General features: G+C 67.5%; 20 protein-coding genes. 9 read left to right on the forward strand and 11 right to left on the reverse strand.

Annotation, left to right across the window (positions count from 1 at the left end):
* Nucleotides 1-36: 36 nt before the first annotated feature.
* Nucleotides 37-2,094: an ASKHA domain-containing protein gene (locus Q5Y72_RS14420; RefSeq protein ID WP_305964124.1), complete on the forward strand. Its 2,058-nt coding sequence runs from the start codon at nt 37-39 to the stop codon at nt 2,092-2,094.
* Between the two features lie 56 nt (nt 2,095-2,150).
* On the opposite strand, the gene Q5Y72_RS14425 is transcribed toward Q5Y72_RS14420, so the two are convergent.
* From Q5Y72_RS14425 to mdh, 11 genes are all read right to left on the reverse strand, one after another.
* On the reverse strand, nt 2,151-2,645 hold the full coding sequence (locus Q5Y72_RS14425) for a transglycosylase SLT domain-containing protein (RefSeq protein ID WP_371930838.1): 495 nt from the start codon (nt 2,643-2,645) through the stop codon (nt 2,151-2,153).
* Nucleotides 2,646-2,715: 70 nt separating this feature from the next.
* Entirely contained in the window at nt 2,716-4,104 is a 1,389-nt protein-coding gene (gene lpdA, locus Q5Y72_RS14430; RefSeq protein WP_305964125.1) for a dihydrolipoyl dehydrogenase, read from the reverse strand.
* An 80-nt stretch (nt 4,105-4,184) separates the two neighbouring features.
* A complete protein-coding gene (locus tag Q5Y72_RS14435; RefSeq protein WP_305964126.1) occupies nt 4,185-4,574 on the reverse strand; it encodes an MAPEG family protein in 390 nt (129 codons plus the stop codon).
* A complete protein-coding gene (locus tag Q5Y72_RS14440) occupies nt 4,571-4,825 on the reverse strand; it encodes a hypothetical protein (protein WP_305964127.1) in 255 nt (84 codons plus the stop codon). Before Q5Y72_RS14440 ends, Q5Y72_RS14435 begins: the two co-directional genes overlap by 4 nt.
* Nucleotides 4,826-5,024: 199 nt before the next feature.
* Nucleotides 5,025-6,551 (reverse strand): 2-oxoglutarate dehydrogenase complex dihydrolipoyllysine-residue succinyltransferase, encoded by a 1,527-nt coding sequence (odhB, locus tag Q5Y72_RS14445; RefSeq protein WP_305964128.1) that lies wholly within the window; start codon nt 6,549-6,551, stop codon nt 5,025-5,027.
* 4 nt (nt 6,552-6,555) lie between these two features.
* Nucleotides 6,556-9,522 (reverse strand): 2-oxoglutarate dehydrogenase E1 component, encoded by a 2,967-nt coding sequence (locus Q5Y72_RS14450; RefSeq protein WP_305964129.1) that lies wholly within the window; start codon nt 9,520-9,522, stop codon nt 6,556-6,558.
* A 35-nt stretch (nt 9,523-9,557) separates the two neighbouring features.
* Nucleotides 9,558-9,959 carry a hypothetical protein gene (locus Q5Y72_RS14455; protein WP_305964130.1) on the reverse strand — a complete coding sequence of 134 codons (402 nt, stop codon included), beginning with the start codon at nt 9,957-9,959 and terminating at the stop codon, nt 9,558-9,560.
* A 56-nt stretch (nt 9,960-10,015) separates the two neighbouring features.
* Nucleotides 10,016-10,900: a succinate--CoA ligase subunit alpha gene (gene sucD, locus Q5Y72_RS14460; RefSeq protein WP_305964131.1), complete on the reverse strand. Its 885-nt coding sequence runs from the start codon at nt 10,898-10,900 to the stop codon at nt 10,016-10,018.
* Between the two features lie 95 nt (nt 10,901-10,995).
* Nucleotides 10,996-11,574, reverse strand: a complete 579-nt coding sequence (locus Q5Y72_RS14465; RefSeq protein WP_305964132.1) for a hypothetical protein — start codon at nt 11,572-11,574, stop codon at nt 10,996-10,998.
* Nucleotides 11,571-12,764 (reverse strand): ADP-forming succinate--CoA ligase subunit beta, encoded by a 1,194-nt coding sequence (gene sucC, locus Q5Y72_RS14470; protein ID WP_305964133.1) that lies wholly within the window; start codon nt 12,762-12,764, stop codon nt 11,571-11,573. Before sucC ends, Q5Y72_RS14465 begins: the two co-directional genes overlap by 4 nt.
* 288 nt (nt 12,765-13,052) lie before the next feature.
* A complete protein-coding gene (gene mdh, locus Q5Y72_RS14475; protein WP_305964134.1) occupies nt 13,053-14,015 on the reverse strand; it encodes a malate dehydrogenase in 963 nt (320 codons plus the stop codon).
* A 158-nt stretch (nt 14,016-14,173) separates the two neighbouring features.
* On the opposite strand from mdh, the gene Q5Y72_RS14480 reads away from it, so the two are divergent.
* The 8 genes from Q5Y72_RS14480 to Q5Y72_RS14515 all read left to right on the forward strand — a co-directional run bounded on the left by Q5Y72_RS14480 (nt 14,174) and on the right by Q5Y72_RS14515 (nt 19,331).
* A complete protein-coding gene (locus Q5Y72_RS14480) occupies nt 14,174-14,923 on the forward strand; it encodes a sulfite exporter TauE/SafE family protein (RefSeq protein ID WP_305964135.1) in 750 nt (249 codons plus the stop codon).
* Nucleotides 14,924-15,003: 80 nt separating this feature from the next.
* Nucleotides 15,004-15,855 (forward strand): HpcH/HpaI aldolase/citrate lyase family protein, encoded by an 852-nt coding sequence (locus Q5Y72_RS14485; protein WP_305964136.1) that lies wholly within the window; start codon nt 15,004-15,006, stop codon nt 15,853-15,855.
* A gap of 44 nt (nt 15,856-15,899) precedes the next feature.
* Entirely contained in the window at nt 15,900-16,451 is a 552-nt protein-coding gene (locus tag Q5Y72_RS14490) for an NnrU family protein (RefSeq protein WP_305964137.1), read from the forward strand.
* A 1-nt stretch (nt 16,452) separates the two neighbouring features.
* Nucleotides 16,453-16,659, forward strand: a complete 207-nt coding sequence (locus Q5Y72_RS14495) for a DUF1737 domain-containing protein (protein ID WP_305964138.1) — start codon at nt 16,453-16,455, stop codon at nt 16,657-16,659.
* Nucleotides 16,656-17,690: a MaoC family dehydratase gene (locus tag Q5Y72_RS14500; protein ID WP_305964139.1), complete on the forward strand. Its 1,035-nt coding sequence runs from the start codon at nt 16,656-16,658 to the stop codon at nt 17,688-17,690. Before Q5Y72_RS14495 ends, Q5Y72_RS14500 begins: the two co-directional genes overlap by 4 nt.
* A 1-nt stretch (nt 17,691) precedes the next feature.
* Entirely contained in the window at nt 17,692-18,264 is a 573-nt protein-coding gene (locus Q5Y72_RS14505; RefSeq protein WP_305964140.1) for a P-loop NTPase family protein, read from the forward strand.
* Nucleotides 18,265-18,537: 273 nt separating this feature from the next.
* Entirely contained in the window at nt 18,538-18,930 is a 393-nt protein-coding gene (gene sdhC, locus Q5Y72_RS14510) for a succinate dehydrogenase, cytochrome b556 subunit (RefSeq protein ID WP_305964141.1), read from the forward strand.
* Between the two features lie 14 nt (nt 18,931-18,944).
* Entirely contained in the window at nt 18,945-19,331 is a 387-nt protein-coding gene (locus tag Q5Y72_RS14515; protein ID WP_305964142.1) for a succinate dehydrogenase, hydrophobic membrane anchor protein, read from the forward strand.
* The last annotated feature ends 5 nt before the right edge of the window (nt 19,332-19,336 follow it).

Consider the following 19,336-nt stretch of genomic DNA (forward strand, 5'->3'; position numbering starts at 1 on the left):
CGCGGCGGCTAGGCCGGACAGAGGCAGGGGGGCAGCATGCGCGACGAGCCACTGGTCATCTTCACGCCGTCGGGCCGGCGCGGTCGGGTTCCGGCGGGGATCACGGTGCTGGAGGCCGCGCGCCGGCTGGGAGTGGATCTGGAGTCGGTCTGCGGCGGACGCGGTATCTGCTCGCGGTGCCAGGTCGTGCCGGGCCGCGGCGCCTTTGCCAAGCATGGCGTGCAGGTCGAAGAGGACGCGCTGTCGCCCCGGAACGAGGTCGAGGCGCGCTATGACCGGCTGCGCGGCCTGGCCGAGGGGCGGCGCCTGGGATGCCAGGCCCGCATCCAGGGCGATCTGGTGGTCGATGTGCCGCCGGAAAGCCAGCTGCACCGGCAGGTGATCCGCAAATCCGCGACCGAGCGTGCCATGGCCATGGATCCGGCGGTGCGGGCCTTCCATGTCGCGGTCGCAGCTGCCGGTCTGGACGAGATGGGCGGTGACTTCCAGCGCCTGCGACAGGCACTGGAATCTCAATGGGGGATAGGGGGGCTGCGGGCCGAGCCCGTCCTGCTGGCCCGCATTCAGGGGGTGCTGCGCGCGGCGGACTGGGCGGTGACGGCGGTGGTCCATGACGAGGGCGCAGGTCCGCCGCTGCTGGTCGATCTGCTGGCCGGGCTGCCCGAGGGGCCGCTGTGCGGGCTGGCGATCGATCTCGGCTCGACGACGATCGCGGGACATCTGGTGGCGCTGGACGACGGCCGGGTGCTGGCCTCCTGCGGCATCATGAACCCGCAGATCCGCTTTGGCGAGGATCTGATGAGCCGGGTCAGCCATGCGATGATGAACCCCGGCGGCGCGGCCGAGATGACGCAGGCGGTCCGCGCCGGGCTGGGCGGGCTGGTCGAGGCGCTGGCGCGCGAGGCGGGGGTCGATCCGCGGCGGATCTGCGACGCGGTGCTGGTCGGAAATCCGGTGATGCATCACCTCCTGCTGGGGATCGATCCGGTCGAGTTGGGCCAGGCGCCCTTCGCCGCCGCGACCACCGATGCGCTGAGCCTGCCCGCGCGCGAGGTCGGGCTGGACATCGCGCCCTCGGCGCGGCTCTATATGCTGCCGATCATTGCCGGCCATGTCGGCGCCGATGCGGCGGCCGTCGTGCTGGCCGAGGCGCCGCAGAGTTCGGACAGGCCGGTGCTGATCGTCGATGTCGGCACCAATGCCGAGATCATCCTGGGCGACCGAACCCGGGTGCTGGCCTGTTCCTCGCCCACCGGCCCGGCTTTCGAGGGCGCGCAGATCAGCTGTGGCCAGCGTGCCGCGCCGGGGGCCATCGAGCGGGTCCGCATCGACCCCCTGACGAAGGAACCGCGCTTCCGGGTGATCGGCGTCGCGCCCTGGTCCGACGAGCCGGGCTTTGCCGAGGCGATCCGTGGCGTCGGGATCACCGGCATCTGCGGGTCGGGGATCATCGAGGGGGTGGCCGAGATGCGGATGGCCGGGCTGCTGGACGCCAGCGGGCTGATCGGATCGGCCGAGCAGACCGGCAGCCCGCGCTGCCTGCCGCAGGGCCGCACGCAGGCCTATCTGCTGCATGGCGGCGACCCGGAAGGCGGGCCGCAGATCACGGTGACGCAGGGCGACATCCGGGCGATCCAGCTGGCGAAATCCGCGCTGTATGCCGGGGCGCGGCTGTTGATGGACGAATTCGGGATCGACAGCCTCGACCGGGTGGTGCTGGCGGGCGCGTTCGGTGCGCATGTCTCGCCGCTGCACGCGCTGGTCCTGGGGATGATCCCGGATTGCCCGCCCGAACGGGTGACCAGCGCCGGAAACGCCGCGGGCACGGGCGCGCGGATGGCGCTGTGTTCGCGGGCGGCACGCCGCGAGATCGAGGCCGAGGTGCGCCGGATCATCCGGGTCGAGACGGCGCTTGCCCCGCGCTTCCAGGAGCATTTCGTGGCCGCGAACGCGATTCCGCACGCGACCGACGACCATGCATCGCTACGCGGCACGGTCAACCTGCCGGAGCTCGCCTTCAATGCCTGGGGCGAGGGCGGGCGCGGGCGTCGCAAGCGCCGCGCGCAGACGTCAGGGGATCCGCCCGAGGCGTGACGCGGGGGCGCGAGGGCGCGAGGGCCGCGCCGGTCGCGGCTGCCGACCGCAGCACGTCAGCTGCGCAGGCCCGTGCGCTTCAGCAGCCCCTTGCGCTTGGCCTCGTAATAGTAGCCGCGCGAATACCACCTGACCGCGTCATCGGGATCACCCTCGGCCACCAGCCAGGCGCCGTGCAGATACTTGACCCCGTAGCGCAGATTGGTGTCGGCATCCAGCAGCCCCGAGGCCGGCCCGCGATAGCCCATCGTGCGCGCGGTCTGCGGCAGGATCTGCATCAGCCCGTAATAGGGACCGTTGCGCGCCTCGGGGCGGTGCGTCGATTCGCGGATCACGACACGCTGCACCAGTTCGGCCGGGACGCCGTAATGCCGCGCCCAGAAATTGATGCGCGACCGCAGATAGGGGGTCTCGTTGGGGTACAGCCCGGTGCTGCGCAGCCCCGAGGGCATCCTCTGGCGCGGCTGGCCGCAAGCGGCAAGGCCAAGCGCGCCGAGGATCAGGCCACGCCGCGCCAGCCGCCCCGCAGGAAGCCCGGTCGCGGCGGGCATGGTCGCGGCGGGCATGGTCGCGGTGGGCACGGTCGCGGTGGGCACGGGCGTGGCGGGCACGGGCGTGGCGTCAGACATGGATCGCGCCGTCGCCGCAGGCCAGGGCGGCCTCGCGCACCGCCTCGGAGGTGGTGGGGTGGGCGTGGCATGTCAGCGCCAGATCCTCGGCCGCGGCGCCGAACTCCATCGCCACGCAGACCTCGTGGATCATCTCGCCGGCATTGGGGCCGATGATGTGGCAGCCGAGGATGCGATCGGTCTCGGCGTCGGCGATCAGCTTGACGAAGCCTTCCGCCTGCATCGCGGCCTTCGCACGGGCATTGCCCATGAAGGGGAACTTGCCCAGCTTGATCTTGCGGCCGCTGTCCTTCGCGGCCTCTTCGGTCAGGCCGACATTCGCGACCTCGGGGGTTGTGTAGATGACCCCGGGGATGACTCCGTAATTCACATGACCATGCTTGCCGGCGATCACCTCGGCCACGGCCATGCCCTCGTCCTCGGCCTTGTGGGCCAGCATCGGGCCGGGCACGCAGTCGCCGATGGCATGGATCCCCGCGACGCTGGTGGCCCAGTGGTCGTCGATCTGCACGAAGCCGCGATCGGTCATCGTCACGCCCAGATCGTCAAGCCCCAGCCCCTCGACCTGCGGCCGGCGGCCGGTGGCGACGAGGACGCAATCGGCCTCGATCTGGTGTTCGCTGTCGTCCTTTCTCAACGTGTAGGTCAGCCGCGCCTTGCCCTTCTGGACCTCGGCCGATGTCACCGCCGCGCCGAGGACGAATGTCAATCCCTGCTTGGTCAAAATCTTCTGGAACTGCTTCTGCACCTCGCCATCCATCCCCGGCGTGATGGCGTCGAGATATTCGATCACCGTCACCTCGGCGCCGAGGCGCGCATAGACCGAGCCGAGTTCGAGGCCGATCACCCCGGCGCCGATGACGACCATGGATTTCGGGATCTTCGGCAGCGCCAGCGCGCCGGTCGAATCGACGATCACACCGCCGGCATTGTCGACTTCGACCCCCTTCAGCGCGGCCGGGATCGAGCCTGTGGCGATGACGATCCTCTTCGTCTCGTGCAGGTCGTCCCCGACCCGGACCTTGCCGGGCGCCTCGATCCGGGCCCAGCCCTTCAGCCAGTCGATCTTGTTCTTCTTGAAGAGGAACTCGATCCCCTTGGTGTTGCCCTGAACGGTGTCGGCCTTGTAGCCCTGCATCTTGCGCCAGTCGACCTTCACCTTGGCGCCGGTCAGGCCCATGCGGTCGAAGTTCTCATGGGTCTCGTGCAGCATGTGGCTGGCGTGCAGCAGCGCCTTGGACGGGATGCAGCCGACATTGAGGCAGGTGCCGCCAAGCGTCTCGCGGCCCTCGACACAGGCGACCTTGAGGCCGAGCTGGGCGGCGCGGATGGCACAGACATAGCCGCCGGGGCCGGCGCCGATCACGATCAGGTCATACATCTTTCATGTCCTTCTTTCGGTGGCGGCAGCCGGGGGCTTTGCGCCCCCGGACCCCCGCAGGATATTTGAACCAGGGCAAATCACAGCAGGGCCGCAAGCAGCATCGCGATTGTGGCCAGGAAGCCGGTCGCCCAGATCACCGAGCGCCAGGGTGCCCAGCCGAGGGCGTAGGCCGGAACATAGAGCACCCGCGCCGCAAGGTAGAGCCAGGCGCAGCCCGCCGTCAGCCCCGAGGCAGCATCCCCCAGGACGACCACCAGCACGGCGATGGTGAAGAAGATCAGCCCCTCGAAATGGTTCTGGACAGCGCGGCGCAGGCGGCCGGTCAGCGGCGAGAAATCGGGCTGGCTGTCGCGCGGACCGAGATTCCAGGCGTTGCCGACATCGCGATTCATGACGAAGCCAGCCAGGCCGATCTGGGCGGCCTGCAGCAGGGCGGCCAGCGCAAGGACGGTCAGTTCCTGGCTCATGCGGTTTCCACGAAGTGGAAGCTGGTCGCGTCCACACCGGCCTGCGAATGAAACACGGCGGCCGCGCCCTCGAGCCAGGCGCGGGCGGCGCGGGCGTCGCCGACGCTGAACAGCGCCCAGGCGTTGCGGTCATCCTCGCGCCAAAGCTGCAGAAGCGACAGGCCGTTCAGGCCCCGATCCTCGGCATCGGCATCGAAGGCGGCGCGGAAGCGGGCGTAATCTGCGACGCTGTAACGGGCGATCATCTGCATCTGCATTCTCCTGGCCTGGGGCGGGGGGAAGGGGGCTTCATGGCGTGGCACCGGTCCTGATCGCAGCCCTGCGCCCGGGCGGGGACAAGGCGGGACCGGGCATCGGAGCGTGGCGCGGGAGGGGTATGGGGACCGGCGGGCATCGAGGACCTCGGGAGGTGCGGGGCCGGGCGATCCGGCCCCGCCGCGGCGGGCGCGATCAGAGATCCATCAGCAGGCGGCGCGGGTCTTCCAGCGCCTCCTTGACGCGGACAAGGAAGGTGACCGCGCCCTTGCCGTCGACGATCCGGTGATCATAGCTGAGCGCCAGATACATCATCGGCCGGATGACGATCTGGCCGCCGACGACCACCGGGCGATCCTGGATCTTGTGCATCCCGAGGATCCCCGATTGCGGCGGGTTCAGGATCGGCGAGGACATCAGCGAGCCGTAGACGCCGCCATTCGAGATGGTGAAGGTGCCGCCCTGCATCTCGGCCATGGTCAGCTTGCCGTCGCGGCCCTTGGCGCCCAGATCGCCGATTTCCTTCTCGATCGCGGCGAAGCCCTTGCGGTCGGCATCGCGCACGACCGGAACGACCAGGCCCGAGGGCGTGCCGACGGCGACGCCCATGTGGACGAAGTTCTTGTAGACGACATCGGTGCCGTCGATCTCGGCATTGACCTCGGGCACTTCCTTCAGGGCGTGGCAGCAGGCCTTCACGAAGAAGGACATGAAGCCCAGCTTTACCTTGTGCTTCTTCTCGAAGGCGTCCTTGTATTCGTTGCGCAGCGCCATGATGCCGGACATGTCGGCTTCGTTGTAGGTGGTCAGCATCGCCGCTGTGTTCTGCGCGTCCTTCAGGCGTCGGGCGATGGTCTGGCGCAGGCGCGTCATCTTGACCCGTTCCTCGCGGCCGGCATCGTCGGCCGGCGAGGGGGCGCGGGCAGCGGCGGCAGCGGGCTTTGGCGCCGAGGCTGCGCGCGCGACGTCATCCTTCATCACCCGGCCGTCACGGCCCGATGCCTCGACCTGATCGCGGCTGACACCCTTCTCGGCCATCGCCTTCTTCGCCGAGGGGGCGTCCTCGACATCGGCGCCGGCGCGCGGCGTCACCTCTTCGGGGCCGGCCTCGCGGGCCTTTTCCTGGGGGGCGGCGGCCGCGGGCCTCGCGCCCGACGCGCCTTCGGTGATGACCGCAAGCCGCGCCTTGGCATCGACGGTCGCGCCCTCCTCGGCCAGGATCTCGGCCAGGACGCCGGCGGCCGGAGCCGGAACCTCGACCGAGACCTTGTCGGTTTCCAGCTCGCAGAGCATCTCGTCGGCCTCGACCTGATCGCCGACCTTCTTGAACCAGGTGGCGACAGTCGCCTCGGTCACGCTTTCGCCAAGCGCCGGCACCATCACGTCCAGGGGATTGCCGCTCATGTCCTTCTGTCCCTCCGGGGTCTTCTTGGCCTCTGCGGCCTGCGGTTTTTCTTTCCGGCTTTCGGTCGCGGCGCCGCTGCCCTTTTCATCGATCTGCGCCAGCAGCGCGTCGGGGCCGACGGTCTCGCCCTCGGCCGCGACGATCTCGGCCAGGACGCCGGCGGCGGGGCTGGGCACCTCGACCGTGACCTTGTCGGTTTCCAGCTCGCACAGCATTTCATCCACCGCGACGGCATCGCCCGGCTTCTTGAACCAGGTGGCGATGGTTGCCTCGGTGACGGATTCGCCCAGTGCGGGCACGCGGACTTCGGTGGTCATCGGATCATCCTTCGAGATTCAGCGCTTCGGCCACGATGGCCTCCTGTTCGGCCTTGTGGCGCGAGGCGAGGCCGGTAGCGGGCGAGGCGGCGGCGTTGCGCCCGACATAGCGGGCGCGGCTGTGCCGGGCGCCGAGCCGTTCCAGCACCCATTCCAGATAGGGATCGACGAAGGTCCAGCCGCCCTGGTTCTTGGGTTCCTCCTGGCACCAGACCACCTCGGCCTGCTTGAAGCGGCCCAGTTCCTTGACCATCGCCTGGGCGGGGAAGGGATAGAACTGTTCCAGCCGCAGCAGGTAGATGTCGGTGATGCCGGCCTCGTCGCGCGCCTTCAGCAGGTCGTAATAGACCTTGCCGGAACAGATCACCACGCGCCTGATCTTGTCGTCGGGGACCAGCCTGGTCGGCGAATTGCCGCGCTCGGCATCGTCCCACAGGATCCTGTGGAAGGTCGAGCCGCTCTGGAATTCGGCCGCCTTGCTGACCGCAAGCGGATGGCGCAGCAGCGATTTCGGGGTGACCAGCACCAGCGGCTTGCGGAAGCCGCGATGCATCTGCCGGCGCAGGATGTGGAAATAATTGGCAGGCGTGGTGCAGTTGGCGACGATCCAGTTGTCCTCGGCGCACATCTGCAGGAAGCGTTCCAGCCGCGCGGAGGAATGTTCAGGTCCCTGGCCTTCCCAGCCATGCGGCAGCAGCATCACGAGGCCCGACATGCGCAGCCATTTCTTCTCGCCCGACGAGATGAACTGGTCGAACATGATCTGCGCGCCGTTGGCGAAGTCGCCGAACTGCGCCTCCCACATGACGAGGCTGTTCGGCTCGGCCAGCGAATAGCCGTATTCGAAGCCCAGCACCGCATATTCGGACAGCATCGAGTCGATGACCTCGTAGCGGGCCTGACCCTCGGCGATGTTGTTCAGCGGGTAGTAGCGATCCTCGGTCTTCTGGTCGATGAAGGCCGAATGGCGCTGGCTGAAGGTGCCGCGGGTGCTGTCCTGCCCGGCCAGCCGCACGCCATGCCCCTCGGCCAGAAGCGAACCGAAAGCCAGCGCCTCGCCGGTCGCCCAGTCGAAGCCCTCGCCGGTCTCGAACATCTGCCTCTTGGATTCGAGCAGCCGTCCGACCGTCTTGTGCAGGTTGAAGCCATCCGGCACGGCGGTCAGCGCGCGGCCCACCTGGGTCATCACCTCGGGGCTGATGCCGGTCTCGCCAGCCACATATTCCGCGCCCTCGCGTTCGAAGCCCGACCATTTGCCGTCCAGCCAGTCGGCCTTGTTGGGCTTGTAGGCCTTGCCGATCTCGAACTCTTCGTTGAGATGCGCCTGGAAGGCGGCCTTCATGTCCTCGATCTCGCCCTCGGGGATCAGCCCGTCGGCCACCAGCCGGTCGGTATAAAGCTGCAGCGTCGATTTGTGCGACTTGATGCTGGTATACATCGCCGGGTTGGTGAACATCGGCTCGTCGCCCTCGTTGTGACCGAAGCGGCGATAGCAGAAGATGTCCAGAACCACATCCTTCTTGAACTTCTGGCGGAACTCGGTGGCGACGCGGGCGGCGTGGACGACCGCCTCGGGATCGTCGCCGTTGACGTGGAAGATCGGCGCCTCGACCATCAGCGCGATGTCCGTCGGATAGGGCGAGGTGCGGCTGAAATGCGGCGCCGTGGTAAAGCCGATCTGGTTGTTCACGACGATGTGGATGGTGCCGCCGGTCCGGTGGCCGCGGATGCCCGACAGTTGCAGACATTCCGCCACCACGCCCTGGCCCGCGAAGGCCGCGTCGCCATGCAGCAGGATCGGCAGGACCGAGGTGCGGTCGATCATGTCGCCCAACTGGTCGCCCTTGGCCCGCGCCTTGCCCAGCACGACCGGGTTCACCGCCTCGAGATGGCTGGGGTTCGCGGTCAGCGACAGATGGACGGTGTTGCCGTCGAATTCGCGGTCCGAACTGGCGCCGAGATGGTATTTCACGTCGCCCGAGCCGTCCACGTCCTCGGGCTTGAAGCTGCCGCCCTGGAATTCGTGGAAGATCGCGCGGTAGGGCTTGGACAGCACATTGGCCAGCACCGACAGCCGGCCGCGATGCGGCATGCCGAACACGATGTCCTTCACGCCCAGCGCGCCGCCGCGCTTGATGATCTGTTCCATCGCCGGGATCAGCGCCTCGCCGCCGTCAAGCCCGAACCGCTTGGTGCCCATGTATTTCACATGCAGGAACTTCTCGAAGCCCTCGGCCTCGACCAGCTTGTTCAGGATGGCGCGGCGGCCGTTCTGGGTGAACTGGATCTCCTTGCCGTAACCCTCGATCCGTTCCTTCAGCCATGCGGCCTCCTCGGGGTTCGAGATGTGCATGTATTGCAGCGCGAAGGTGCCGCAATAGGTGCGGTTCATCAGCTCGGCGATCTGCCGGATCGAGGCGATCTCGAGGCCCAGCACATTGTCGATGAAGATCGGCCGGTCCATGTCCTTCGGGCCGAAGCCGTAGGTGGCCGGGTTCAGCTCGCCATGATCGGGGATGCTGCGCAGCCCCAGCGGGTCGAGCTTGGCGTGCAGGTGGCCGCGGATGCGGAAGGCGCGGATCAGCATCAGCGCGCGGATGCTGTCGAGAACCGCCTGGCGCATCTGGTCGGTCGTCAGGCTGACGCCCTTGGCCTCGGCCCGCGCGGCGATTTTGGTCATCGCGGCATCGGCCTCGGCCTTGCCCGCCATCGGCCATTCGCCGGTCAGTGCCGCGGTCATGTCGTCCGCGGGCGCGGGCGGCCAGTCGGCCCGGGCCCAGCTGGGCCCCTCGGCCTCTCGGACCGCATCGCCCTCTGCGTCGCCAAGCGCGCGGAAGAAATCGTCCCAGGCCTGATCGACCGCCGAGGGATCCTTGGCCCACTGGCCGTAAAGCTGTTCCACCCAGGCGGCGTTGTGGCCCTGCAGGAACGAGGAATCGTGGAAATCAGAGTTCTTCGGTTGGTCGGTCATGGCTCATCCCCGGTTCAGGGCAAGGGTAAAGGATGTCAGGCACAGGTAATGTCGATGATCCGCGCGCCGGGATCGGCCAGCGGGTCGAGGCGGGGCAGGTGTTCGATGCGGGCGACGGGCCGCCGTTCCAGGCCGCACAGCGCGCGGGCGGCGCCCTGTTCGGCATTGGCGGGGGCGCGGCCCGGGTGATAGATCAGGCGCCAGCCGTAATCCCGGCGCGCGACGGTGCGCACCGAGTCGGGCGGCAGGGTCGAGGCCTGATGCAGGTCGGTGCTGGCAGGGATGCCGCCGGGCAGGATCAGATCGGACATCCGCTCGCCACAGGCCGACAGCGTCAGCAGCGCGGCAAGCGAGAGCGGCGCAGCCTGCCCAAGCAGTCCCGAGGCGCTTGTCGCCTGTCCCGGTGCTGGCGCGGATGAGTCCAATTCCTGCCTCATGCGGTGGGGTGATCCCGCGCCCCATACTCGTGTCGGGGGCGCGGGGTGTCAAATCATCAGCCCTTGATGGCCTTCAGAACGGCTTCGCCGAGGCCAGCCGGGCTGTCGGCGACGACGATCCCGGCCTTCTTCATGGCCTCGATCTTCGATTCCGCATCGCCCTTGCCGCCCGACACGATCGCGCCGGCATGGCCCATCCGCCGGCCCGGAGGCGCGGTGCGGCCGGCGATGAAGCCCGCCGTGGGCTTCCAGCGGCCCTTGGCCTTCTGTTCGGCCAGAAACTCGGCGGCCTCTTCCTCGGCCGAGCCGCCGATCTCGCCGATCATGATGATCGAGGTGGTCTCGTCATCGTCCAGGAACATCCGCAGCACGTCGATATGTTCCATCCCCTTGATCGGGTCGCCGCCGATGCCGACCGCCGAGGACTGGCCCAGACCCACATCCGAGGTCTGCTTGACCGCCTCGTAGGTCAGCGTGCCCGAGCGCGAGACGACGCCGACGCTGCCACGGCGGAAGATGCTGCCCGGCATGATGCCGATCTTGCATTCGTCGGGCGTCATGATGCCGGGGCAGTTCGGCCCGATCAGGCGGCTGGCGCTGCCTTCCAGCGCGCGCTTGACGCGCATCATGTCCAGCACCGGGATGCCCTCGGTGATCGCCACGATCAGCGGGATCTGCGCATCGATGGCCTCGAGGATCGAGTCCGCCGCGAAGGGGGGCGGCACATAGATCGCCGTCGCATTGGCGCCGGTCTTCGCGACGGCCTCATGGACCGAGTTGAAGACCGGCAGGCCCAGATGCTCGGACCCGCCCTTGCCGGGCGTCACGCCCCCGACCATCTGCGTGCCATAGGCGATCGCCTGTTCGGTGTGGAAGGTCCCCTGCGAGCCGGTGATGCCCTGGCAGATGACCTTGGTGTTCTTGTCGACGAGAATGGCCATGGGTGTGTTCCCTTTGGTTCTTGACTGTCAGGCCGCCCGGGAGGCTGGGTTTCTGGGCCTGTCGCATGTGAGAGTTGTTGCCAGACGGCCCCGATTCATCCGCCGTCCCCGGCTTTCGAAATCACGCGCTCTCCGTCGAGCTCAAAATGGCCCGGTCCGACATTGATGTAGACAAGCGTTTCGTCCGGAACGTCGAGACCAGCCACGATCCACTGCCAGAAGCTCATTTCGGACATGACATGACCCGAATCGCTTTGCGGAAGCTTTACCTCACCGCCGGCCGCCAAAGTCAGGTCATCGCGCGAGTCGATGTAGGACTGAACAGCGGCGACGAGCGCAGCCTGTTCGCCCGGATCGCCGTCAAAATAGCCGTTGATGCAGCCAACCCGTTGAAATTTTTCGGTGGTCGCAATCGAGACGTTTTCGGCGGCTTCCATGTCGCTCGGCAAGGTCACGCGGAATGCCCCATCCTCGGTCGCGGCCGAAAAGCGTGCGCCCGTTTCCTCGGCCTGCGCCATCGCGAAGTAGGCATCGGGATCGGTCAGCGCCTGAACGCAGCGATCTTCAAACTGCTCGAACACTCTGGCGACGCCCGCGAGGTGATCCTGCGCGTAAGTCGGCGTCGCAGCCAGGAACGGCAGCGCCGTGGCGGCAATGCGCGAAAGGGTGCTCATCCCTTCACCGCCTTCACGATCTTCTCGGCGCCGTCCTTGAGGTCGTCGGCGGCGATCACGTTCAGCCCGCTTTCGGCGATGATCTGCTTGCCCTTCTCGACATTGGTGCCTTCGAGCCGGACGACCAGGGGGACCTGCAGGCCCACCTCCTTCACGGCGGCGATGATGCCCTCCGCGATGATGTCGCAGCGCATGATGCCGCCGAAGATGTTCACGAGGATGCCTTTGACGTTCGGATCGCTGGTGATGATCTTGAACGCCTCGGTGACCTTTTCCTTTGTCGCGCCGCCGCCCACGTCAAGGAAGTTGGCGGGTTCGGCGCCGAACAGCTTGATGATGTCCATGGTCGCCATCGCCAGACCGGCGCCGTTCACCATGCAGCCGATCTCGCCGTCCAGCGCGATGTAGTTCAGGTCAAACTTCGAGGCGGCCAGTTCCTTCGGGTCTTCCTCGGTCTCGTCGCGCAGCGCCATGATGTCCGACTGGCGGTACAGCGCGTTGTTGTCGAAGCCCATCTTGGCGTCGAGGCACTTGATCTGGCCGTCGGGGGTCACGATCAGCGGGTTGATCTCCAGCATCTCCATGTCCTTCTCGATGAACATGCGATAGAGGTTCTTCACCAGGGCGACGCATTGCTTGACCTGGCCGCCGGTCAGGCCCAGCGCGAAGGCCACGCGGCGGCCGTGGAAATCGCTGAGGCCCGAGGCCGGATCGACGCTGAAGCTGACGATCTTCTCGGGGGTGTGGGCGGCGACTTCCTCGATGTCCATGCCGCCTTCGGTCGAGGCGACGAACGAGATGCGCGAGGTCTGGCGATCGACCAGCAGCGCCAGATACAGTTCGCGCGCGATGTCGCTGCCATCCTCGATATAGATGCGGTTGACCTGCTTGCCGGCCGGGCCGGTCTGGTGCGTCACGAGGGTGCGGCCCAGCATCTGGCGGGTCAGTTCCTCGGCCTCGGCCACCGACTTGGCCAGGCGCACGCCGCCCTTCTCGCCGGCTGCGGCTTCCTTGAAGCTGCCCTTGCCGCGTCCGCCGGCATGGATCTGCGCCTTCACCACCCACAGCGGGCCGTCCATCTCGCCGGCCGCCGACTTCGCCTCGTCGGCCTTCATCACCACGCGGCCATCGCTGACCGGAGCGCCATACTGGCGCAGCAGCGCCTTGGCCTGATATTCGTGGATGTTCATCGCGATCCCCTCGTTCGGTTCGACAGATTTGGCGGCTTCTTGGCACAATCTGTCGCAGGCGCGAACGGAAATGAAGGTAAAATCCGGAAAAGCAGCAGGAACCGGAGTGTTGTGATCACGCCGCGAAAAGCCGTGATCACAAAAAGGGGCGATGTTACCGCAATCGGCGCGATTCGTCCCTCAGGTTGCACGACCGATTGCCTGTCCGGCGGCGCGACGCTGGGGCGCCGATGCGAAAACGGCGCACCCGCAAGGGTGCGCCGTCCTGTCCCGATGCGATTGGCGCGGTCAGGCGAGGCTGCTGTCGATGCCCTGGCAGGCTGCGACGAGGCCCTTCACCGCATCCACCGACTTGTCGAACATCGCCTGTTCGTCACGATCCAGAGCGATGTCGATGACCTTCTCGACGCCGCCGGCACCGATCACGGTCGGCACGCCGACATACATGCCCTTGAGACCATAGGCGCCATCCACATGTGCCGCGCAGGGCAACACGCGCTTCTGGTCCTTCAGATAGGCCTCGGCCATCTCGATCGCGCTGGTGGCGGGGGCATAGAAGGCGCTGCCGGTCTTCAGCAGGCCGACGATCTCGGCGCCGCCGTCGCGGGTACGCTGGATGATCGCGTCCAGCCTGTCCTGGGTGGTCCAGCCCATCTTGACCAGATCCGGCAGCGGGATGCCCGCGACCGTCGAATAGCGCGCCAGCGGCACCATCGTGTCGCCATGCCCGCCCAGCACGAAGGCGGTCACGTCCTTCATGGACACGCCGAATTCCAGAGACAGGAAGTGGCGGAAGCGGGCCGAATCCAGCACCCCGGCCATGCCGCAGACCTTGGCATGGGGCAGGCCCGAGAATTCGCGCAGGGCCCACACCATGGCGTCCAGCGGGTTGGTGATGCAGATCACGAAGGCGTCGGGGGCGTATTTGCCGATGCCCTCGCCGACCGACTTCATGACCTTCAGGTTGATGCCCAGCAGGTCGTCGCGGCTCATCCCCGGCTTGCGCGGAACGCCCGCGGTGACGATGCACACATCGGCCCCGGCGATGTCGGCATAGTCGTTGGCACCCTTCATGACCGCGTCGAAGCCCTCGGAGGGACCGGACTGGGCAATGTCCAGCGCCTTGCCGTGCGGCGTGCCCTCGGCGATGTCGAACAGGATGACGTCGCCAAGTTCCTTCATTGCCGCCAGATGCGCCAGCGTACCGCCGATCTGCCCCGCACCGATGAGTGCGATCTTGGGTCGGGCCATGGATAACCTCCGATTTCATGGATGGAATGTTGCGCGGTGGTTAAGCCCTCGGGCAACGAATCGCAAGCCTCTGGCGCCGCGCCGCGGCATTGATGGCCCTAACACTTGTCAATTCCGGGGCGCCGGCGCATCCACGGGGCATCATGCGCGGAGGGACCATGCTGCATCTGACGACCGAGGGCTGGGTTCTGGCGGTTCTCGCCTCGATGGCGGTGGGCATGGCCAAGGGCGGGCTGGCGATGGTGGCGATCCTTGCGGTGCCGCTGCTGTCGCTGGTGATGTCGCCGGTGCAGGCGGCGGGGCTGATGCTGCCGGTCTATGTGGCGTCGGACCTGGGCGGGCTGCTGGCGTTCCGGCGCAGCTTCGACGCGCGGGTTCTGGCTACCTCGCTGCCCGGCGCGATGGTGGGAATCGGGCTCGGCTGGGCAACCGCGCATGTGGTGCCCGACCGTGGCGTGACGCTGATCGTGGGCGTGATCGGCCTGGCTTTCGCGCTGAACGCCCTGATGCGGCGGGGCGGGGCAGGTGCGCCGCGCCCGCCCTCGCTGCTGCGCGGCGGCTTCTGGGGGGCGCTGGCGGGCTATACCAGCTTTGTCAGCCATTCCGGGGCGCCGCCCTATCAGGTCTATGTCCAGCCGCTTCGCCTGCCCAGCCTCATCTATGCCGGCACGACGACCTGGTTCTTCGCGGTCACGAACTGGGTCAAGCTGCTGCCCTACTGGGCCTTGGGGCAGCTGTCGCCGGCCAACCTGAAGGCCGCCGCGCTGCTGACGCCGGTGGCGCTGGCCTCCGTCTGGATCGGGCTGCGGCTGGTCCGGATCATCCCGCAGGCGCTGTTCTACAGCCTCATCACCTGGGGGTTGCTGGCGGTGTCGCTGCGGCTGGTCTGGCAGGCACTGGCAGGTTGATGCCGCGCTGCGGCGAAAATGCCTTGCCATTTCTGGCGCGACGCGGCAGCTTCGCGCAAGAAAATTGCCCGGAGACTGACATGGCCCGTCCCTACAGGTCCGTCCTCTACATTCCCGCCGCCAATGCCCGCGCGATGGAGAAGGCCCGCGGCCTCGCCGCCGACGCGATCATCTTCGATCTCGAGGATGCGGTCGCGCCCTCGGAAAAATCAGCGGCGCGCGCGGCGCTGGCGGATGCGTTGCAGAACGATTACGGCGGTCGTGCCCGGATCGTGCGGATCAATGCGCTGTCCACCGAGTGGGGCGCCGACGACGCCCGCGCCTGCGCGGGCGCGTTGGCCGGCCGCGCCGATGCGGTCCTGATCCCCAAGGTGGACAGTACCGCCGATCTGGATCGCGTGGCGGATCTGGTTCCCGACGTGCCCTTGTGGGCGATGATGGAGACGCCGCTGGGCATGCTGAACGCCGCGCAGATTGCCGCGCATCCCCGGCTCGAGGGGATGGTGATGGGCACCAACGACCTCGCCAAGGACCTCAACAGCCGCTTTCGGGCCGACCGGCTGCCGATGCTGGCCGGGCTTGGCCTGTGCCTGCTGGCCGCGAAGGCGCATGGCAGCGTGATCGTCGACGGGGTCTTCAACGCCTTCAGGGACGAGGACGGCCTGCGCGACGAATGCGCGCAGGGCCGCGACATGGGATTTGACGGCAAGACGCTGATCCACCCGGCGCAGCTGGCCATCGCCAATGACTGCTTTGCACCGACCGAGGCCGAGATCGACCTTGCCCGCCGGCAGATCGAGGCCTTCGACATGGCCACGGCCGAGGGTCGCGGCGTGGCCGTCGTGGATGGCAAGATCGTCGAGAACCTGCATGTCGAGACCGCGCGCAAGACCCTGGACCGCGCCGGGGCGATTGCGGCCATGGCGGGTTAGGGGCAGGGTGGCCTGACGATTCACATCCAGCGAAAGGCAGCCAGATGCTGATTCTCGGTCTTGGTGTCGCCCTGTGGTGGGCGGCGCATCTGTTCAGACGGTTCGCCCCGGAACGCCGCGCGGCGATGGGCGACAAGGGGCGCGGTGCCGTCGCCGCGGCCCTCGTCTTCTCGGTGGTCCTGATGATCTGGGGATACAAGGTGGCCGATGGCGCGGTCTGGTGGGGGCCGTCGCCCGCGCTGGTCGGCATCAACAATCTCTTGGTGCTGCTGGGCCTGTATCTCTATGCGGCCAGCGGCATGAAGACGCGCGTGACCGCGGCGATCCGCCACCCGCAACTGACCGGCTTCGCACTGTGGGCCGCGGCGCATCTGCTGGTGAATGGCGACATGCCCTCGCTGCTGCTGTTCGGGGGGCTGCTGCTGTGGGCGCTGGTCGAGATCGTGGTCATCAACCGCGCGACGCCGGGCTGGACCCCGCCGTCCGGGCCGTTCCCGGCCCGCAAGGAGGCGATGGCCGTCGCCGGGGCGGTCATCGTGATGCTGGTGCTGGGGCTGGTCCATGGCTGGCTGGGACCCTGGCCCTTCGGAGGCTGACATGACCACGCTCTACCGCTGCATCACCGAGGACGACACGGTGCGTTTCTGCCACCGCGTCAGCGAGGCGCTGTCGAAGGGCTGGTCGCTGCATGGCAGCGCGGCGATGGCCTTCGACCCGGTCAAGGGGGTGATGCGGCTGGCGCAGCCGGTCACCAAGCAGGTCGATGCGGACTACCATCCCGACATGAAGCTGGGGCAGCAATGACGAAGACCAATCCGGGCCGTTTCTTCGAGGATTACCGCGTCGGGCAGGTGATCCGCCACGCCGTCCCGCGCAGCGTCGCCGAGGGCGAGCGGGCGCTGTATCATGCCCTCTATCCCGCCCGCCACGCGCTGTATTCCAGCGACGAGTTTGCGGCCGCCTCGGGGCTGGATGGCAGCCCGATCGACGATCTGATCGCCTTCCACGTCGTCTTCGGCAAGACCGTGCCCGATGTCAGCCTGAACGCAGTGGCCAATCTGGGCTATGCCGAGGGCCGATGGCTGCGGCCGGTCTGGCCGGGCGATACGCTGCGCGCCGAATCCGAGGTGATCGGGCTGAAGCAGAACAGCAGCGGCGTCTCGGGCGTCGTCTATGTCCGCACCCGCGGCCTGAACCAGATGGACGAACCGGTGCTGGAGTATGTGCGGTGGGTGATGGTGCGCAAGCGCGATGCCGCCGCGCCCGCGCCCGAGACGGTCCTGCCCGATCTGGCGGGCGCCGTCGATGCGGCCAGCCTGATCGTGCCCGAAGGGCTGAGCTTTGCCGATTACGATTTCGACCTGGCGGGCGAACCGCACAGGCTGGACGACTACCGGATCGGCGAAAAGATCGACCATGTCGATGGCGTGACCATCGAAGAGGCCGAACACATGCTGGCCACCCGGCTGTGGCAGAACACCGCCAAGGTGCATTTCGACGCGACCAACCGCGCCGATGGCAAGCGGCTGATCTATGGTGGCCATGTCATCAGCATGGCCCGCGCGCTGTCGTTCAACGGGCTGGCCAATGCGCAGATGGTGGTGGCGCTGAACGCCGGTGCGCATGCCAATCCCTGTTTCGCGGGCGAGACCGTCCGGGCCTGGTCCGAGGTTCTGGACAAGGCCCCGACCGATGCGCCGGGCGTCGGCGCGATCCGCCTGCGGCTGGTCGCCACAAAGGGCAGCAGCGGCGATTTCGCGCTGAAGGGCGAGGACGGCCGATACGCCCCCGAGGTGTTGCTGGACCTCGACTACTGGGCCCTGATGCCGGTCTGAGATGCAGCCAGTCCGGCGCGTCATGGTGGTTGGCGGGCCAGGGTCGGGCAAGTCCTGGCTGGCCGGCCGGCTGGCCGCCATCAGCGGGTTGCCGGTCTATCACATGGACCAGATCCACTGGCAGCCGGGCTGGGTCGAGCGCGAGCCGCTGGAAAAGGACCTGCTGACCCGGATGATCCATGCGCGCCCCGAATGGATCTTCGAGGGCGGCCATTCGCGCACCTATCGGGACCGGGCCAACCGCGCCGATCTGCTGGTCTGGCTGGATCTGCCGGCGGGCCTGCGGCTGCGGCGGATCCTGTGGCGCACCCTGCGCCATCACGGCCGCAGCCGACCGGACCTGCCCGAAGGATGTCCCGAGGTCCTCGGCCGGCAGACGGTAGACTTCCTGCGCTTTGTCTGGCGCACGCGCGAAACCTCGCGGCAGGCCGTGCGCCGAATCGTCGATGCGCCGCCACCCCATCTGCACCTGGTCCATCTGCGCAGCCCCGCCGAGATCAACCATTTCCTGGGCGGGTGCCGGCCATGGCAGGGCGGCACCGGGCTGCTGATGGCGGGTCAGGACGAGGCATGACCGCCCGGCCGCGCGACGCCGGCCCGTGTCCGGTGCGCATGACCCCGCAAGTTGTTGACGCTAACGCAATTCGCCCGCCAGCGTCGGCTGTGATCACAGGCGACATTTCCGTGATCACAAAAAGACTAATCCGTGCATTTCCCCGCTTCGGGGTGGCATATGCGGATGACAGGTGGCAGAAATGCCGACAGAAGCATCGTCAATCGCCAGCCCGCGCGGCCAGCCGAAAGCCTGCGACGGGTCGAGCTTGAACCGACAAAGGAGGGCCGCATTATGGCCGATGTGAACCGGGGCAACCGGCCGCTTTCCCCCCATCTCCAGGTCTACAAGCTGCCGCTGGCGGCGGTGACCTCGATCCTGACGCGGATCACCGGCCATGCCCTCGTTGCCGGCATCCTGCTGATCGTTTGGTGGCTGGTCGGCGCGGTCAGCGGTCCGCGCGCCTTCGCGGCGGCCGACTGGGTGGTGCGGTCCTGGCTGGGCTTCCTGATCCTCACCGGCTCGGCCTGGGCGCTGTGGTATCACGCGCTGGCCGGCATCCGGCACCTGTTCTACGATGCCGGCATCGGGCTGGGCATCGAGGAATCGCGCAAGTCCTCGATGGCGATCATCGTCGGATCGGTGGTCCTGACGCTGATCTCGCTGATCCTGTTCTTCATCCTCTGAGCGAGGGCAAACCCATGCGATACATCACCCCCCGCAAGGCCGCCGCAGGTCTGGGCGCCGCCCATAGCGGCACCCAGCACCACTGGGCGATGACCGTCAGCGCCTGCGCGCTGATCCTGCTGACCCCCGCCTTCCTGATGGTCATCGGCACCGCAATCGGCCTGCCCCGCGATGCGCTGGTGGGCTATTTCGGGCGGCCCTATCCGGGGCTGGTCACCGCGCTGTTCGTGATCGTGGGCATGATCCACTTCATCAAGGGCACCCGGATCATGATCGAGGACTACCTGCAGGGCACCGCGCGCAAGGGCGCGATCATCATTTCGATCATCTTCGGCTGGGGCGTCATCGCCGCGGCGGTCTTCGCGCTGGCGAAGATGGCCTTCATCAACATCGCGATCTGAGGACG

The organism is Paracoccus spongiarum (genome assembly GCF_030732095.1).
Classification (GTDB): Bacteria; Pseudomonadota; Alphaproteobacteria; order Rhodobacterales; family Rhodobacteraceae; genus Paracoccus; species Paracoccus spongiarum.

Bases quoted from the DNA above. Each gene is read 5' to 3' on its own strand.
- sdhC (WP_305964141.1), top strand. From the start codon at position 18,538: ATGGCCGATGTGAACCGGGGCAACCGGCCGCTTTCCCCCCATCTCCAG.
- Q5Y72_RS14485 (WP_305964136.1), top strand. From the start codon at position 15,004: ATGGCCCGTCCCTACAGGTCCGTCCTCTACATTCCCGCCGCCAATGCC.
- mdh (WP_305964134.1), bottom strand. From the start codon at position 14,015: ATGGCCCGACCCAAGATCGCACTCATCGGTGCGGGGCAGATCGGCGGT.
- Q5Y72_RS14450 (WP_305964129.1), bottom strand. From the start codon at position 9,522: ATGACCGACCAACCGAAGAACTCTGATTTCCACGATTCCTCGTTCCTG.
- Q5Y72_RS14465 (WP_305964132.1), bottom strand. From the start codon at position 11,574: ATGAGCACCCTTTCGCGCATTGCCGCCACGGCGCTGCCGTTCCTGGCT.
- Q5Y72_RS14480 (WP_305964135.1), top strand. From the start codon at position 14,174: ATGCTGCATCTGACGACCGAGGGCTGGGTTCTGGCGGTTCTCGCCTCG.
- Q5Y72_RS14455 (WP_305964130.1), bottom strand. From the start codon at position 9,959: ATGAGGCAGGAATTGGACTCATCCGCGCCAGCACCGGGACAGGCGACA.
- Q5Y72_RS14490 (WP_305964137.1), top strand. From the start codon at position 15,900: ATGCTGATTCTCGGTCTTGGTGTCGCCCTGTGGTGGGCGGCGCATCTG.
- odhB (WP_305964128.1), bottom strand. From the start codon at position 6,551: ATGACCACCGAAGTCCGCGTGCCCGCACTGGGCGAATCCGTCACCGAG.
- Q5Y72_RS14435 (WP_305964126.1), bottom strand. From the start codon at position 4,574: ATGAGCCAGGAACTGACCGTCCTTGCGCTGGCCGCCCTGCTGCAGGCC.
- sucC (WP_305964133.1), bottom strand. From the start codon at position 12,764: ATGAACATCCACGAATATCAGGCCAAGGCGCTGCTGCGCCAGTATGGC.
- lpdA (WP_305964125.1), bottom strand. From the start codon at position 4,104: ATGTATGACCTGATCGTGATCGGCGCCGGCCCCGGCGGCTATGTCTGT.
- sucD (WP_305964131.1), bottom strand. From the start codon at position 10,900: ATGGCCATTCTCGTCGACAAGAACACCAAGGTCATCTGCCAGGGCATC.
- Q5Y72_RS14425 (WP_371930838.1), bottom strand. From the start codon at position 2,645: ATGCCCGCCGCGACCGGGCTTCCTGCGGGGCGGCTGGCGCGGCGTGGC.
- Q5Y72_RS14440 (WP_305964127.1), bottom strand. From the start codon at position 4,825: ATGCAGATGATCGCCCGTTACAGCGTCGCAGATTACGCCCGCTTCCGC.
- Q5Y72_RS14515 (WP_305964142.1), top strand. From the start codon at position 18,945: ATGCGATACATCACCCCCCGCAAGGCCGCCGCAGGTCTGGGCGCCGCC.
- Q5Y72_RS14420 (WP_305964124.1), top strand. From the start codon at position 37: ATGCGCGACGAGCCACTGGTCATCTTCACGCCGTCGGGCCGGCGCGGT.
- Q5Y72_RS14495 (WP_305964138.1), top strand. From the start codon at position 16,453: ATGACCACGCTCTACCGCTGCATCACCGAGGACGACACGGTGCGTTTC.
- Q5Y72_RS14505 (WP_305964140.1), top strand. From the start codon at position 17,692: ATGCAGCCAGTCCGGCGCGTCATGGTGGTTGGCGGGCCAGGGTCGGGC.
- Q5Y72_RS14500 (WP_305964139.1), top strand. From the start codon at position 16,656: ATGACGAAGACCAATCCGGGCCGTTTCTTCGAGGATTACCGCGTCGGG.